This is a genomic window from Legionella dresdenensis, from assembly GCF_042649825.1.
Lineage (GTDB): Bacteria > Pseudomonadota > Gammaproteobacteria > Legionellales > Legionellaceae > Legionella_C > Legionella_C dresdenensis.
Genome location: NZ_JBHSAB010000002.1, coordinates 1 through 16828, shown reverse-complemented (window position 1 = coordinate 16828; position 16828 = coordinate 1). Strand labels below are relative to the sequence as shown.

Here is a 16828-nt window from a genome sequence, read left to right as displayed (position 1 = left end):
CATGACGGTAATAGATACCAATGAGATTATACTAATTGCAGCGCCGGAAATTCTGGCCATACCAGTACAGGAAAACCACGATCCGTTAATCGATATCCGTCAGGATAATCAGATATTAATCGGCCCATCACCAGAAATCCCGGATAATACCGATTACACCAAAATGCGCAGTGAAGTCTATCGGCGCCTGCTGAGTGCGCAGAAAGCGCTGCCTGACAATCTGAAATTCTGCCTGTATGAGGGCTACCGCAGCCTGTCTCTGCAAAAAACGTTATTTGAAGAGCGTTACCGGCAAATTGCAGCCTGTCATCCTGACTGGCGTCACCAGCAGCTTTTTAATGAAACGATGAAATTGATTTCTCCGGTGCTTAATCTGGATGGCACACCCAATATACCGCCTCATGCAACCGGCGCTGCTATTGATGTTTATCTGGTTGATCAAAATGATTGTGTGGTTGATATGGGCCTCCACCCGGCGGACTGGCTGTCTGATACTGATGCGCTTCTTTCAGAAACCGATTGTAAGCTGATTTCGGATCAGGCTAAAAAATATCGCCGCATCATGTGCCAGGTACTGGGAGAAGCCGGTTTTGTGAATTATCCAACTGAGTACTGGCACTGGTCATATGGCGATCGCTATTGGGCTTATATGACTGGCCGTGAACATGCAATCTATGGCTGTTATTTTTAAGTATGCAGTATGTGTCATCCCCGCGAAGGCGGGGATCCATCCATCAAACAAGGTAAGGAGCCAACCTGATAAATGGATTCCCGCCTTCGCGGGAATGACAGTATTCTTAACTTAATGGCAGTGAGTATCGTGAGTCTTTGCGGGCATTAGCGAAGACGACATATTTTCAACCTGTTAAATTTGGTTCACAGAACCTGATAATCGTGTTATTTTTGTAGACAGCCTGTCACAGGAGTTTTTGCTCAGGAGGAGCTATGCAATATTTTTCTATACCGGCCTGCTATTTTCCTAGCACTGCATTATTTATTGATGACAATCGGGATTTTCTGCTCAATTTTGTACTCCAGCTGGATGAAGGTCTTGCCTATCGCATTTTTGATTCTCCTTTTGATGCCCTTGACTTTATTCATAAAAAAAATCTTGAAATCAGTACATTGGGACAGCGCTGTCATAATTATTACAATGAAAACAATCAGAACAACTTTGCAGCAATTTGTAATGAAATGTATAATAAACGGCGTTTTGCCGAAATCTCGGTAGTGGTGGTTGATTATGCCATGCCTGGCATGGATGGGCTCGAGTTTTGCCGGCGTCTGAGCAACAGTAATATCAAGAAAATCCTGTTAACCGGCAAAGCTGAGGAAAAGCTGGCCGTGGAAGCCTTTAATGAGGGCTTAATCCAACGCTATATTCACAAAAGCGACCCCGAAGCCGCTGAATTAATTACTCAAAGTATTTATGATTTGCAATGGCAATATTTTCAAAATATGTCCAACAGTCTGGTACGCAGGTTATCGCTGCATTTATCCGACAACTTGCTCGATCGCACCTTCGCAGGCTTTTTCAGAGATTTTTGCCGCCAGAAAATGATTATTGAGCATTATGTTTCCGATGAAGATGGCAATTATTTTCTGCTGGACAATGATGCAAAGGCTAGTACTTTGATTGTCAAACATAAAACCCGGCTCGAATCCGATGCTGAACTGGCAGCAAGCCGGGGAGCAAGCCAGGATGTTATTAATCAAATCAGAAATGGCGAGAAAATTCTTTATCGCAGCCGGCTGGATGAGCAGAATTTACCGCTGCCGCTTATAACCGGCCACCAGGTAGCGCCCCAATCTGATTATCTATATGCTCATATTCAGGGTATTGCGCCAGCCTTTGATAAAAACCGCATTTCATCTTATTATGCTTATCTTGATGAGATTGATGCAGAAGAATTGTTGCTGCTTTAATATCATTCAAACCCTGTAGAATGGGCTGTAAAGCCCAACACTCCTTTGAGGAAAAATTTGATTACGCCACTTTTTTTCACCAAAACTCTTTTCTTTTCTGTTCAAAAAAATTATAATTGATTAATTTTAACTCAATGAGACTTTTTTATGACGCTTTCCACCCTTTTTCGGCCCTTTACTGAAAATCAAAAAAAAATTACCGCCGTGCATAGTAAGAATACAAAACCAAAAAACAATAACGCTGAGGTATATCCTCTTGAGCAGTTACCAGAATTAATCGAACTGATGAAGACTGAAAGAGCCGCTAAAAAAAGAGAACTACGTTATTTGGTTGATGCACATTATAACCTCTGGTTTACACTCGAGGGCGGTGATGGCGGTCCAATCCTCGCGCATTGGAAAATGACTGGGGCAATAACCCATCTCGACGCCAAATCAATTGCAGCAGGTATTATTACTTTATCTGCTGATTACACAACCATTGAAAATATTAATAACAAAAGCGGTGATTTCACACCAATCTTTGACCGCGTCAAATGGCCCTTGGCTATATTTATTGTTAACCGCGAACATCTCAAAATTCCTCTGGCAGCAAACTTCAAATTAGTTGAATCACCTGATATTGTTAGATATTCTGCTCAGGCCGATGAATTAAACGCCTGGGTAGCCACACTACCTGAAGATATATGTACTAAAATGAAAGATCAGCCACAACAACCTGTTACACGCACGTATACCGCACCGCGGCGGCTGACAATGGGAGAGATTGATGGCAAACAATTGTTTTCCTCAAATATAACATGCCCGCCAACTCCAACAAAACCAGCTAACAAACGCCCCTTACCATCAAGAATTGAAGATACTGCCAGAATGGTGAGGCAAAAACGAGCTAACTCTCAGACCAGCACGAGCGTACAAGGCTCTGATTTTTTCAATAAAAGAGATAAAGCATCGCCCAATAAGCCAACGATGCAGAAAGGAGCCGTGCAGGACAGCTCACCAGACCAGTCTTCGATGTATCGCTTCCAATTCGCGGATGCCATTAGCAAGCTATCAACCACAAACTACGCCCCACAAAGCCCTGATTTTTCCAACAACGCAGAAGAAACACCGCTCACTCAGGAAGATATAGATCGAATTTTGTCTCTATAAGCTAAGGCTTAAGCCTTGCTGGTACGCTTGCATTGCATCACCCTGATCGCCAAAGCGTTCCAGCAGCTTGCCAAGTTCCATATAGGTTTCAGGCATTGCTTTAATGGCAATGCTCTGTTCAAAATAGCTCTTGGCCTTTCCCCACAACTCATGGGCGAGGCATAACCTCCCGGCGGCTAGAAAAAGCTCCGCTGAATCGGGATATTTCTTTAATAATGATTCAACAAAAGTCAACTGCCGGTCATTGACATTAATTCTACCGTACAGAGCCACTAATTTACTGTTAAATTGATGGCGAAGACAGCGGTACAAAATGGTTTCAGCCTGTTGCTGCTGACTGTCCTTAATAAGAAATTCGCAGTAGCTGGCGTTAATTTCTGGATCATAGCGTAAGGGTTTGGGTAAACTGTCCATTAATTTACGCGCAGCATCCGCGTGCGACAAACGAAGCATGTCAGCCAGAGCCTGCAAATAAGCCTGATGCCGCAATTTTTCAAAGCTTAAACCGGTAAAAATCTTGTATTTCTGTAGTTCTGGCAATAAGGCTATCAGCTGCGGCCAATCACGCACTTCCTGATATAGTTTGGTCAGCAATTTAAGCACATAGGCATGGTGCGGCGTCATATCCTGCAAGTGGCGCAAGGTTGCCAACGCTTGCTCCCATTGCTGATTGGCCAGTTGTAACTGCGCCTGGGTTAATTCGACCGCGATTTTGGCATCAGGCATTGATTGTTGTGCTTCACGCAGATAATCATCCCGCAGCTGATTATCACCCATCTCCTGTGCCGCGCGCGCCGCAGTCAGATAATTGATTAAAGGCGTATCAGTATTCGGCAACGCTTTAATTAAATGGTTTTGTGCAGATTGCCAATGCCCTTCACTGAATTCAATTAACCCTTTTCGGGTTTTTGCCTGCGCTTTTTGCGTCCGGTGTTTTACTTTCCATTGCTGGTAGTTTTCTGGCAACCGATGGAGCCGGTTCAATAATACCAGTAAGCCATGCAATAACAAAAACACAATTATCATACCAGTGATAGCAACCCAGAGAGTCGTTTCAACCGTCCAATGATTAATCGCGATTAACAAATAGCCCGGATCATGGCTTAACTGCACACCCACCCAGACTGAAACCAGTAATACAGCAAATAGCAGCAGGAGTTTAATCATTGCGGATTTCCTTCTGTTGCGGGCATCGGTACTTGCGTTTTCTGTTCGATAAACTGGTTAAGCAGCGACAATGATTGCTCTAACTGCGGCCGTGCGATATCCAGTTTATTCTGCTGCAAGGCTTCAAGCTGGCTGATTAATGCCTGCGTTCCTTGAGCATTCTGTTCAAATACCCGTTTAATCTCACGCAAGGCTTGAGCCAGCGCTTGCTGATAAATCGTTGAATTTCCCTGTAATACGGCCCATTGCGCTTCCTGCAAGTCCATCCGTATGGTTTCAATGAGCAGTGATTGATAAACCGGCGACAGCATCTGCTTGATATCCTTGTTATGGTGCCTGATCACAACCAGCTTCTCAAGCAGACTGATATTTTCACTCAGACGCTCACGCCATGCCGATTGCGTCGTTTTTTCAGCGCCGCTTGTTACAGGAGTTGTCTGTCGACGTACCGGCAATTGGGTGACCGTATTTTGAGCCGCATCAAGTTTGCTTAAAATACCGACAATATCAACAGCGGGGTTGGCCTGAATCTGGGCAATCTCATCAGCTATCGCCTGCCGAACCGGATATATACTCTGTTCAGCCGTATCTTGCAGAACCTTGTCAGCTTCCTGTAATAAAACAACTGTTGTCTGCTGGTCTTTACTCCAATGGGCGTTAATCTGGGCAAGTTCGAGCAGATAACGCGCCTTTAATAATAACCAGTCCTGTTTCTGATAAAAGCGTTGTTGTAGGGCTGTCTTCAGGGTTTTATTCAGTTCCTCGACCCGTATTTGCAACTTTTGCTGTCGGTCCTGACTGGCAGTCTGCCACTGGTTATTTGCATCCTGTTGACTCATTCTGAACGCAGCCAGATCCTCCTGTAAACCGGTCTGAATTCGGCCAGCCTGTGATTTGAGTTGCCAGGTCTGATAACTGCTGTAACCAGATAATATAAGTGCCAGAACGGCAGCCGGTAAAAGCAGGTAGTGTTGCCAGCGGCATTTTTTTATTTCCTGCACCTGGGGTTGAAGTTCTTTTTGTGCATCATCGCTTGTTGCCATGGGTTAATCCTTGGTTGAAATGATGTAATTTTTCTAAAATGGTTTCAGGGGCGCTTATTATTATTGTAACTATACCAAGCCGGTTTGCTTCTTTAGCCAAACGATCGCCAAAAACCAGACAAGGTTTGTGCCTTAACCATGCATGAGCCTGTTCGCCAAACAGCTTGAAAATATTTAACATAACTTCATGACTTGTAAACAGTATAATATCGACTGCGTCATTGTGCCACCATGCTGCCAATTGTTCCTGGTTTATTCGCGGCATAGCCCGTTGATAAACAGCCAGCTCGATTACATGAGCTCCACGTTGTCTTAATGTGTCAGCAATCAGCGTCCTGCCGCCCACGCCTTTAAACAACAAGATAGTGCTTTGGCTGATGTGCTGCAGCATTGGCAATGCCAACAGATTTTCACTGTCCGCGGAAGTTGGAATAGCAGTTACTGTAATGCCGTATTGCTGCAGAGCATTCGCGGTTGCTTGGCCAATGGCTATCACTTGCATATGCTGCGGCCAGTTTTTCAGACTGGCTTGCGCGTAAGTCACCGCGTTGGCGCTGGTAAAAATGGCATAATCCGCTTTGCCATGTTCCGGCGGCTGGAAAGCATTAGCAACAATCTCCAAAGCAGGGCATTCGATAACTTCACCGCCAGCATTGGTGATTGACCTGCTTAAGGGCTTATTCTGAGGAAAGGGCCGGGTATTCAACACCCGTAATCCTGTCAAATCAATCCTGGCCATGATCATTGCTTAATAGCTCAGCGGCCCCTTTAGCCAGCAGATTGTCTGCACATTGTTGCGCCAGTTCATTTGCCTCTGCAAGTTTGCCGTTTTGCGTATCTTCAATGACAATGCAGCCATCCAGTGCAAGTACCCTGGCGCGTAGTCTGATTTGCTGCTCCTGTTCAGGAGAACAGTATACTGCAAGCGGAACATGGCAGTTCCCCCCCAGCAAACCATTAACCAACCGTTCCGCATTAACGCAGGCCGCAGTCACCCTATCGTTAAGGGGCTGCAAGATCTGCTGAATAACGGCATCATTACTTCGGCACTCTATGCTCAAAGCTCCCTGTCCGCAAGCTGGCAGCATCAACCGGTCATCCAGGATTTGCCGGATATGCTGATCCAAGGCCATACGTTCAAGGCCAGCTGCGGCCAGGATTATCGCGTCAAACTCTTCACTCTCCAGTTTGGCCAGCCGAGTCTGAATATTACCGCGTAATGGCTTAATAACCAGATCAGGACGATAAGCCAAAAGTTGTGACTGACGGCGTAAACTGGTTGTTCCAATTACACTGTTTACCGGCAATGATTCCAGGGAATCATATTTTATGCTGATCAGCGCATCGAAAGGATTATCGCGCCTGCAGGTAGCGGCAAGCTGTAAGCCATCTGGTAATTGGGCCGGCACATCCTTCATGGAATGGACTGCAATATCCGCCCGGCCGGCAAGCATCGCCTCTTCCAGTTCTTTAACAAAAAGCCCTTTACCGCCAATGGCTTGCAATTTGTCTTTTAAAAAACGATCCCCGGATGTCAGCATGGGAACAAGCTCAATGGTTAACTCAGGCCAGTACTGTTTAATCTGATCACCAACAAATTGTGCTTGCCAGAGCGCCAGCGGGCTTTTACGGGTGGCAATTCGTAATACGTTATTGTGCATGACAGAAATTGGTAAAAGATAAATAAGGCATGATAGCATAGATAATCAGGCATCCCTAAATGTGTTGAATGATGAAACTGATAACGAATCTGATTGCTTATATTCATAATGCCATGCAGCGAAGCCTGTCTTATTCCATGCATCAGGTGGTTGCTGTCGGATTTATTATTTGTTTTGGTTTTCCGCTGTTTTACTGGATTTGGACCGAATGGTTCCCTCAGCCTTATGAAAGTTTATCTCTACGGCTTATCGGCAGCTTTCTGGGATTGGGGCTTGTGCTTTCGCCTTACTGGCCAGAGCGGTGGAAACGGTATTTACCATGGTATTGGTTTTGTACCATTCTTTACTCGCTATCGTTTTTTTTCGCTTTTTCATTTTTAATGAATTATGCCAGCGTCATTTCAGCTATGTCATTGTTGTGCAGTGTTTTTTTACTGGTCTTGCTGGTTGATCTGCCAAGTCTGGTCATTTTTATTGTTCTGGGCTGGGGAATTGCTTTCATTATTCATTATTTGAGTTTACCGCTAATGATGTTTGGCGAAGAACATATGGAAATGCTGGTGATGGTCATCTTTGTGATTGCGGCCGGCTCAGCAGTCAGTCACAAAACCGCTGTACTGCAGCAACAAAAGCTGGATGGCATTGCCGCCGCAGCCGGGATGATCGCCCATGAGCTGCGAACCCCATTATTGGGAATAAAAAGCGGTGCGGCTGCCAGCACCCACTATTTCCCCCAACTTATTGAAGCCTATTTGCTGGCCAAAGAACACGGTCTGCTACAGCACACTTTACGGGATTCCCGGCTACAACAATTAAGGGAGGTCAATCAGCGCATTATCAGCGAAACTGACTACGCGAATACTATTATCGATATGTTGCTGATTAAAGCCGGACGCGACCATTCATTGCAAAATTGCATCATGGAGCCTTGTTCCATGGCGGAATGCCTGAATGAAGCACTGGCGAGGTATCCGTTTAAAAACGATGAAGAAAAACAATTGATAAGCCTGCAGGGCGATTTTAAATTTATAGGCTCAAAATTATTGATGCAGCATATTCTGTTTAATTTAATCAAAAATGCTTTATATGCTATAGCAACCGCTCAAAAAGGCTGCATTACGGTATGGACGGAAACAGATTCTGATTGTAACCGGCTGTATTTTGAGGATACCGCCAAAGGGATGTCTACGCGGCAACAGGCAAGATTATTCAGCCATTTTTATACTACCACCTTCATGGGCACCGGGCTTGGGCTTTCGTTTTGCAAACTGGTTATGAATCATTTTGGCGGCGATATTACCTGTAGTTCGCAGGAGGGGGAGTATGCGCGGTTTGTGATGAGCTTTCCTGTTATGCCCTCTCCCTAACCCTCTCCCGATACGGGAGAGGGAATCTATTGCACTTTAACCCTCTCCCGCATCGGGAGAGGGCTGGGGAGAGGGAATCTATTGCACTTTACTCCCTCTCCCGTATCGGGAGAGGGCTGGGGAGAGGGAATCTATTGCACTTTACCCCCTCTCCCGTATCGGGAGAGGGCTGGGGAGAGGGAATCTATTACACTTTACCCCCTCTCCCGTATCGGGAGAGGGCTGGGGAGAGGGAATCTATTACACTTTACCCCCTCTCCCGTATCGGGAGAGGGCTGGGGAGAGGGAATCTATTGCACTTTACCCCCTCTCCCGTATCGGGAGAGGGCTGGGGAGAGGGAATTTGAAATTAACAAGCATCATCACAAAAATCCAGGCTACGCTCCACCTGAATTGTTGCATGATGAATATTATATTTTTCTTTTAATGTTTTAATAAGACGCTGCCGAGCCTCATCAGTCAGTTCCTGTTCCGGCATCCACAAATGGACAGACAGCGCATTTTCCTTAGTGCTCAACGCCCAGATATGCAAATCATGAATTTGCTTAACCCCTTGCTCAGCCTGTAAAAACTCCTGAACCTGCGCCAATGAAATTTCGCGCGGTACACCATCAATAATTAACCGGAAACTGTCGGTAAACAATGACCAGGTTCCTTTAATAATTATCAATGCAATCAAAATCCCTACTACCGGATCGACCCAGACCCAGCCAGTCAGATAGATAATCAGTGCGGCAATAACGACCCCTACAGAAATCAGGGCGTCATAGACCAGATGCAGAAACGCGGCGCGGATATTCAAATCATCGGTTCCGCGCAGGAATAAAGCTGCCGTCGTTCCGTTAACGACTATACCAATACCAGCAACAATCATTACCGATAAGGCATTGACCTCCCCCGGCGAAAACAATTTATATATTGCATCGGTTGCAATAACGCCGCAGGTAAACACCAGCATGATCCCATTGGCAAGCGCTGCAAGAATAGAGGTTTTCTTCATGCCGTAAGTCGTGCTTGCTGTTGGCGAGCGTTTCAGCAAGCTATTGGCAATCCATGCCAGCACAAGCCCCAGTACATCACCCAGGTTATGCACGGCATCAGCTAGCAAACTGGAAGAGTTGGCAAGAAAAGCGAAGGTAATCTGGCAAATAACAAACAGGCCATTTGCAATAATAGCAATTAAAAAAGCACTGTTAAACGTTGCGGGAACTGCATGTGAATGACTGTGGGAATGGTCGCTGTGATCATGGTTGTGATGGTGGCTTCCCATGCGAAAACTCCTTTATTTGAATTATGATAATGTTGGGTCGACACGACCCAACCTGCAATCATTGCTCTTCATCGTAATAATTTATTCCGATTTTTATCCTATCGCGATTATTCTGCTTACGCCAGTTGTTGGTATCCCGCAACGAATAAACACAGCCGCAATATTCCTGTTTGTAAAAGTTTTCCCGCTTGGCAATTTCATACATCCGGCCTGAACCGCCGTCTTTACGCCAGTTGTATGTCCAATACACCATTCCCGGATAACGATCGGCCGCACGAATACCTGATTGATTAATCTGATTCATGTCTTTCCAACGTGAAATCCCCAGCGAGCTGCTGATTACAGGAAAGCCATGTTCAGCGGCGTATAACGCTGTACGCTCAAACCGCATATCAAAACAGGCTGTGCAACGCTTGCCGCGCTCTGGTTCCCATTCAAGCCCTTTGACTCGCTCAAACCAGTTGTCTTTATCATAATCAGCATCGATAAAAGGAATATTATGTTTTTCAGCGAATTTGATATTTTCCTGCTTGCGAATCTCATACTCCTGGATTGGGTGTATATTGGGATTATAAAAAAAGATTGAAAAATTAATTTCAGAAAACAATAACGCTTCCATTACTTCGCCCGAACAAGGAGCGCAGCAGGAATGCAGTAATAATTTATCAGCGCCGTCAGGCAGCTCAAGTTTTTCACGCAGGGTCATTTTTTTCACCTGATAAATTGATAAAATGCTGACGATAATACACAAGTTCGGCAATCGAATCCCTGATATCGTCCAGCGCCAGATGTTTGGAATCCTTGATAACACCGTTTAACAGTTGCGGCCGCCATCTTTTGACCAGTTCTTTTAAAGTACTGACATCCAGATTACGGTAATGAAAAAAAGCAGCCAGCTGCGGCATATATTTATATAAAAATCGTCGGTCCTGACAAATACTATTGCCGCACATCGGTGATTTGCCGGCGTCAAGAAACGGCCGTAGAAAATCAATGGTCTCTTGTTCGGCTTCCGCCTCGGTTACGGACGATTCGCGCACCCGCTTTACCAAACCTGACTGATTATGCTGTCTGGTATTCCAGTCATCCATACCTGCCAGTAACTCTTCGGATTGATGCACCGCCAGCACTGGACCTTCTGCAAGAATGTTCAGATCAGAATCAGTTACGATCGTTGCAATCTCGATAATCCGATCTTTCTCCGGATCAAGGCCTGTCATTTCCAAATCCAGCCAAATCAGGTTATTGTTGTTTTTCATTATGTTTCCAACTATTTAAAATTATTTCAACACAAGCGACTCGCCGCCGGTGTAACTCTTCTTTTACCTGAATACCCTGAAAACCTTGCTCAATGACTTTTTGTGCAGAAATTTTCAGGCATTCACTGTGAATATAACGCCAGCCCTGTGCTTGCCGGTAATCGATAGTACGGCCGCAACCCTGAGCATCCGCCTCACAAACTAACAACAGTTGCTCAAACAGCTCAGGCCGGCGGAAAGCATCGGTCCGGTCGAGCACTTTAACAATAGTGTTTGCCCGCAGTTCAAACAGGCGGTGGATATTCAAATGGTAGCGTGAAACCATGACCGCAAATTTACGATAGTCTGTCGGTATCCGCAGGCGTTCGCATAGCTGTTCAATCACAGCAACCCCGCCCTCTTCATGGCCATGGTGTTTAGGCCACGCAGTCATGGGAGTCCGCGCTTTACCAAGATCATGAACTAAAGCCGCAAACCGGACCAACGGTTTATCAGATAATTTGACCGCTGCCTGCAATACCATCAACGTATGAATACCGCTATCGACTTCAGGATGATAGTGTACTGAATTAGGTACGCCAAACAAAGCATCAATTTCAGGCAGCACAACTGCAAGCGCCCCACATGCCCGTAAGACGCTCAAAAATTGTTCCGGATTGCGCTCCGTCAGGCTGCGATACCATTCTTGCCATACCCGTTCGGCAACCAAATGGGTTAACTCACCCTGTTTTACCATATTATACATTAACAGCCGGGTTTCATTGGCAACAGTAAAGCCAAGATGATGGTAACGCGCAGCAAAGCGGGCCAGCCGCAGAACCCGAACCGGATCTTCAACAAACGCAGGTGAAACATGGCGCAGAATTTTTGCCTCGATATCTTTTGCGCCCTGGTAAGGATCGATTAATTCGCCCTTTTCATCCATTGCGATGGCATTGATAGTTAAATCACGCCGTTGCAAATCTTCTTCCAGCGTCACGCTTTTGCTAAAATCACATTGAAATCCGTAATAACCTGGCGCCGATTTTCGTTCCATACGCGCTAAAGCATATTCTTCCCGCGTTTTGGGATGCAAAAATACCGGAAAATCCTTGCCGACTTGAGTATAACCCTGCTCCAGCATTAACTCTGGCGTTGCGCCTACAACAACCCAGTCATGCTCAGTCACCGGATAACCCAGCAACTGATCGCGTACTGCGCCGCCAACAAGATAAATTTTCATACTGCAAGCCATTCCTGATTTCTAGCTGAAGGTATACAAAAGGTATACAATTACAATTTAAACTATTATAAACCATGTTGTAACCATGAGTAAAAGGCGAATCAATAAACAGCAAACAGCACGGATTGAAAAAATCCAGGCCAGGTATCGCACTGACGATAGCGCTTCTTCAAACAATCATGACGGCCTGGTCTTAACCCGATTCAGCCGCCACGCGGTTGTTGAAGATGAGAATGGTCACCGTATTCATTGCTCAATCAGGCCCAATATTGATTCACTGGTTGCTGGCGATAAAGTAATTTGGCAATCAGCCAACACGGAACAAGGGGTTGTAGTCAGCCGTTACCCCCGCGCCTCGGTACTGGAACGGACAGATAAACGCGGCGGGAATAAACCCGTTGCCGCTAATATCACCCAAGTGCTGATCGTCGTTGCGCCTAAACCGGAATTAAGTTGGGCCTTGTTGGATAGTTATCTGGTGATGACAGAAAATCTGGATTTAAACGCGGTAATCATCCTGAATAAAACTGACATTCCCTGCGCTGATATCCAGGCGCGCCTCATCTCGGTTTACCAGAGCCTTGGCTACAAACTTATTTTTACTTGCAAGGATGATAGCGAGGGTTTTGATCAGCTTAAACAAGTATTGCGTGATCAGGTTAGTGTAACTGTCGGCCAATCCGGAGTTGGTAAATCGTCATTAATTAATCGAATTTTACCCAATGAAAAAGAAATCGCTGTCGCCGAAATTTCTGTTATCTCTGAATTAGGCTGCCATACTACCAGCAATTCCTATTATTATCATTTACCTGATGGCGGCGCTCTGGTTGATTCTCCAGGCGTGCGGGAGTTTGGCCTATGGCAGATGCCGGCATCGGATATTCTTTATGGCTTTCGGGAATTCAGAGCATTGGCGAAATCCTGTAAATTCCGTAACTGCAATCACTATGACTCGCCAGGTTGTGCTTTATTAGCTGCTGTTGACGCAGGCGCGGTTGCCCAAAGCCGCTACGGCAGTTTGCTGAAAATAATAGATGGCACGCCAGGATAGTACGTCTTTGCGAACAAAGAACTTAAACGCAAACCAGCGCTGCAATCCTTGCTTCCGTTATTACATTAGGCTGCACTGCATAAGGCTCTGGCTGTTGTTCCAAAACTGACTTTCCAGGTACAAACTGTTTTCCAATAGTCTTTTCGCCGCAAAATGTTTCAGTTAATACATTATATGCTTTGATATATAATTCTTCACTCATTTGAGTTGCGACTTTCTGCGAACCAAAAATTCCTCGTGGAGATTTCTGAATGACAGATGGACTGTTTTTGGATAAAATCTGCTCTATCTCGTTTTCATCAGGTTTTGCCAGATTCCGCAATTTATTCAGTAATTGGATTTTTGCCGTTGTTCTCAATGATTCCAGGTACTTGCTCAAACAGATATTTATTCCTACCCATTTAATTAAAACGTGTTTATTTTCCGAAGCAATCGTTAATATGTCATCGATTGTCTTTTTGCATGCCTTGTCATTTGCCTTTCTTTTAAAATCAGCTAACAAAACTGTTAAAATATTGCCTGGTGGAAAGAAGGGTGCTTTATTAAATAGCGTACCATCAATAATTGACCTCAACCATTGTTCCGTATCAGGATAACGGGTAGGGCTTTTGTCTTCCAACGATGTTCTGACAATACCTTCCATTAACTCCAGAAATAGCAAATAAAAGTCTGGCTCACTACCTGAATTACTAAACATTTTCTCTATATTGTTTGAAATAAATTCAAATATACTGCTGCCAGTACGTGTTACTGTATTCTTATATTTACTATCCAGGCACACCGTATTGCCAGTACAGGGTGTATAACTGAATTTATGCGTCAGGAGCGAATAGGTGATAATCAAAACACGACGCCGTAATTCGCCAATGCCGAGCGCCTTATAATCACGCAATACTCTGGTTGGTTCTTTGGCTCGAATAGCCTTTAAATCTTCATTTTCTTCAAGATCCTTACGGAATTTAACCCAGGGAACAAATTCTGTTACCAGTTGAAATAAAAATTTTCCATATACAGCAATACAACGATTATTTACTCGTATATCCCGTAATAATTCTTTGACCGAGATGTTTTTTTCAACATTTAATTTCAGCTCACGATAATGAATTCGTTGATTATAAAGCCGATCCAGTTCATCAGAAGGTAATTCGTCGCAAAACTTCCAAAATTCATCATAGGCATCATCAGCTTCGCTCTGCTCTCTTTTACTATAATCGTCTCTCCAGCCAATTTCATGGAGGCTCTTATCAAGTAATGTTTTTAAAGCATAGTATGTTCTTACCTCTATACCAGGATTGTCTCCGGATTCATTCATGACAAATGTTATATACGCATTCGTATATTCAGATTCAGCATGCTCCAGTCTTTTTATTTCTTTGTGAGTGAAACGTTTTGGCCTGACCGTACTGCCTGGCTCCAATTCACTATAATTATAAAATAGTCCGGTTCTCCTGGATTCAGCAACGGTGACCCTTAATGAAATCAAATTCCTGCCATCATCTGATAAGATATAGTCACTTAAGGGATAATTGGTAATCAGTTCGCCAGTTAACGAAATGTGGGTTTGCCTGATTCCCAACAAAAACTGATATGCATTTGACGTTAAACCTGCTCCCTGCAAAGTCTGGGCTAAATAAATCAAAGCCGCTCGTTCAACTATGATTTGCTCATGAATCTCTTTTTGTTTCGGAATAGTTATAGCTGACAGATTAATCGACCAAAAATAATCACTGGCTGTATCAACTACCTCTTTGAAACGTTGTTGGCATAATAGCTCTAATGTTTCGAGCATTTTTCTGCTAATCGTGGTCTCAGTGGCAATTTGCAATTTAAGCTGTTCAAATCGCTTATTCGATTTACCAAAAGTATCGGTTGGCAGTTGATCGATTAACTTTTTTAACGTAGTAATTGTAAACCCTTTACCAAGTCCAAGCTCCTGGTAAACTGCTTCAAAGTGAGGATAGTCAATAATTAAAGAGGGGTTTTTTTGACATAACCACCGTGAAGTTTCAATTAGTTTTTTTAAAAGCGACTCATCAGGAGTAAAAAAAGCCAGCACTATTTCAAGTATGGGATAGTCTTTTCCTTCGACTTTAATAGGGACACTATAAAAATTATTTGTTTCAGCCAAGGGATATTGCGCTAATATATTCAGGAATTCAATTAAAGTATTTTTCCAAAGTATGTGATTGTTATTACTCTGCTCCGCTTCTACGTAAGTTTCAATTAAATTATGCAAAAGCGATAACAGGTGGTGAGGCACTTCATCTGTTATACGCCATTTTGGCGCCCAATGGCGGATTAACTCCGAAGTAATGTTATCCCTTTTGGTCTCAGTAATAACACCATAAGAATTAAATAATAATGCCAGATTATCAAACATGCCGACGGTTATATGTTTTGCTTTGGTAATGCTTTCAAGTATTACTTTGCAGGATTCAGGCAAACTGACGCCTGGTTCATCATAAAAACGATCAATCTCATTCAGATCAAAATAGCGTGCTTTAATATGTTCTTTATTCCGGGTTAAAGCGTCAGACGCCGCATCCAATTTTTCCTGTAAATCAGGACTGCGATCAAGACAGTTAATCAGAATTTCTGCAAGATAGTACTTTTTTTCATTAAAACTAACAGGTATGCCATAAAAATATAGCGCATCGAGACAATTAGCCTGCATCAACTGCTGATTTAGTTTTTCAAAAGCCTGCTCGAAATTTTTACCATCAGAATTGGCAGCTACGTCCCTTTTATATTGCTCAGCCATTTCAGAAAAGAGCCGGATCAGCTCGGAAGACAAATTACCACGGCATCGTAAATCGCGGTCTTCGTAATTTAAATGGTTTTCATTGAGAATCTTTTGCCATAAAGAGCCCTGGCTCGTCTTATTACGGATACGCCATAATTCTCTTATGGATAAAGCACGCGCAGTGCGGTTATTTCCTTCAAACAGAGTCAGGTTACCTTTATCGTTTAACCTTTTTATCAAATCACCAACTTTATACCAATTGGATTTGTCCGGGTTGTTATCACCAATAAGGAGACGGCGGGGATCCTGCTCAGCATCCCGTAATCGATTAAAACTGTATTGCGTTGACAGGGTACTCATTAAAACAGATAAAAAAGGTTTTCCAGTTGCCTTGCTAAGTTCAAGGCCTAATTTCTCCCAGGCAGCATTAGCGCGTGTCTGAATAAAAGTATAGTCTTCAGCCTTATCAAATACTTTTTTCCATCTTTCCTCAAAGCATAAAAGCAACCATGTAATGGCCTCTTTTTCTTCCTTTTCGGTCATGAAGTTCTTGCCGGGTTCGGTATCTTTGAATTTATCATTGAACTGGCGTAAAAAATTTTGATCATAATCTCTTAATTGCTCAAGATTTGATAAATCTTTCATAAATTGGTGTATGTGTTGGACTATCATACAGTGCTATTCCTTTCCTCTTCCTTTTTTGAATGAGCTTATTTTATAACCTTAAATTAGTAAAATAAATATATGAAAATTAGTTAATTTGTTATTTTTTTGTATTTTTAAGAGAGGGGATTTTAATAATGTATTTAAAGGAGTTTTTTAGGCTTCATGTTGGGTCAAACGATCCAACCTACTGGGTGATTTGTATTTGATTTTGGATTTGATTGGTAACGGAGAGTTGGGCTTTAGAGCCCAACCTGCGCTTTAATAAAGCCCTGGCGATGACCTACTTTCACATGGGGAAACC

At 43.7% G+C, this 16828-nt stretch carries 14 protein-coding genes; 5 read left to right on the top strand and 9 right to left on the bottom strand.

Annotation, left to right across the window (positions count from 1 at the left end):
* Window position 1: 1 nt before the first annotated feature.
* The 3 genes from ACFORL_RS02770 (at window position 2) to ACFORL_RS02760 (ending at window position 3078) form a co-directional block, all read left to right on the top strand.
* Window positions 2-691, top strand: coding sequence for a M15 family metallopeptidase (locus ACFORL_RS02770; protein WP_382340899.1), 690 nt, complete (start codon window positions 2-4; stop codon window positions 689-691).
* 254 nt (window positions 692-945) lie between these two features.
* Complete coding sequence (locus tag ACFORL_RS02765; protein ID WP_382340897.1) at window positions 946-1926, top strand: response regulator; 981 nt, start codon at window positions 946-948, stop codon at window positions 1924-1926.
* Window positions 1927-2073: 147 nt separating this feature from the next.
* The gene (locus ACFORL_RS02760) at window positions 2074-3078 is read left to right on the top strand and encodes a hypothetical protein (RefSeq protein ID WP_382340895.1); all 1005 of its coding nucleotides are present in this window, start codon (window positions 2074-2076) and stop codon (window positions 3076-3078) included.
* Here ACFORL_RS02760 and ACFORL_RS02755 read toward each other — a convergent pair.
* Genes ACFORL_RS02755 through hemC form a run of 4 tightly spaced genes read right to left on the bottom strand, consistent with a single transcriptional unit; the run spans window position 3073 to window position 6949 of the window.
* Window positions 3073-4245, bottom strand: a complete 1173-nt coding sequence (locus tag ACFORL_RS02755) for a heme biosynthesis HemY N-terminal domain-containing protein (protein ID WP_382340893.1) — start codon at window positions 4243-4245, stop codon at window positions 3073-3075. The two genes, ACFORL_RS02760 and ACFORL_RS02755, sit on opposite strands and share 6 nt — an antisense overlap.
* Entirely contained in the window at window positions 4242-5288 is a 1047-nt protein-coding gene (locus ACFORL_RS02750) for a uroporphyrinogen-III C-methyltransferase (protein ID WP_382340891.1), read from the bottom strand. The genes ACFORL_RS02755 and ACFORL_RS02750 overlap by 4 nt, the downstream gene beginning before the upstream one ends.
* Window positions 5272-6027 (bottom strand): uroporphyrinogen-III synthase, encoded by a 756-nt coding sequence (locus ACFORL_RS02745; protein ID WP_382340889.1) that lies wholly within the window; start codon window positions 6025-6027, stop codon window positions 5272-5274. The genes ACFORL_RS02750 and ACFORL_RS02745 overlap by 17 nt, the downstream gene beginning before the upstream one ends.
* A complete protein-coding gene (gene hemC, locus ACFORL_RS02740) occupies window positions 6014-6949 on the bottom strand; it encodes a hydroxymethylbilane synthase (RefSeq protein WP_382341109.1) in 936 nt (311 codons plus the stop codon). The genes ACFORL_RS02745 and hemC overlap by 14 nt, the downstream gene beginning before the upstream one ends.
* A gap of 68 nt (window positions 6950-7017) precedes the next feature.
* Between hemC and ACFORL_RS02735 the strand changes: the two genes are divergently transcribed.
* Window positions 7018-8316, top strand: coding sequence for a sensor histidine kinase (locus ACFORL_RS02735; protein WP_382340887.1), 1299 nt, complete (start codon window positions 7018-7020; stop codon window positions 8314-8316).
* Window positions 8317-8665: 349 nt separating this feature from the next.
* Here the strand turns inward: ACFORL_RS02735 and ACFORL_RS02730 are convergent, their stop codons facing one another.
* From ACFORL_RS02730 to ACFORL_RS02715, 4 genes are read right to left on the bottom strand one after another with little or no spacing between them, the layout of a single operon-like run.
* On the bottom strand, window positions 8666-9586 hold the full coding sequence (locus ACFORL_RS02730; RefSeq protein WP_382340885.1) for a cation diffusion facilitator family transporter: 921 nt from the start codon (window positions 9584-9586) through the stop codon (window positions 8666-8668).
* A gap of 58 nt (window positions 9587-9644) precedes the next feature.
* On the bottom strand, window positions 9645-10292 hold the full coding sequence (locus ACFORL_RS02725) for an epoxyqueuosine reductase QueH (protein WP_382340883.1): 648 nt from the start codon (window positions 10290-10292) through the stop codon (window positions 9645-9647).
* The gene (orn, locus tag ACFORL_RS02720; protein WP_382340881.1) at window positions 10279-10845 is read right to left on the bottom strand and encodes an oligoribonuclease; all 567 of its coding nucleotides are present in this window, start codon (window positions 10843-10845) and stop codon (window positions 10279-10281) included. The genes ACFORL_RS02725 and orn overlap by 14 nt, the downstream gene beginning before the upstream one ends.
* Entirely contained in the window at window positions 10829-12067 is a 1239-nt protein-coding gene (locus ACFORL_RS02715) for a multifunctional CCA addition/repair protein (protein WP_382340879.1), read from the bottom strand. The genes orn and ACFORL_RS02715 overlap by 17 nt, the downstream gene beginning before the upstream one ends.
* A gap of 85 nt (window positions 12068-12152) precedes the next feature.
* Between ACFORL_RS02715 and rsgA the strand changes: the two genes are divergently transcribed.
* Entirely contained in the window at window positions 12153-13118 is a 966-nt protein-coding gene (gene rsgA, locus ACFORL_RS02710; RefSeq protein WP_382340877.1) for a ribosome small subunit-dependent GTPase A, read from the top strand.
* A 22-nt stretch (window positions 13119-13140) separates the two neighbouring features.
* Here rsgA and ACFORL_RS02705 read toward each other — a convergent pair whose 3' ends face one another.
* On the bottom strand, window positions 13141-16533 hold the full coding sequence (locus ACFORL_RS02705) for a hypothetical protein (protein WP_382340875.1): 3393 nt from the start codon (window positions 16531-16533) through the stop codon (window positions 13141-13143).
* Window positions 16534-16828 lie beyond the last annotated feature (295 nt).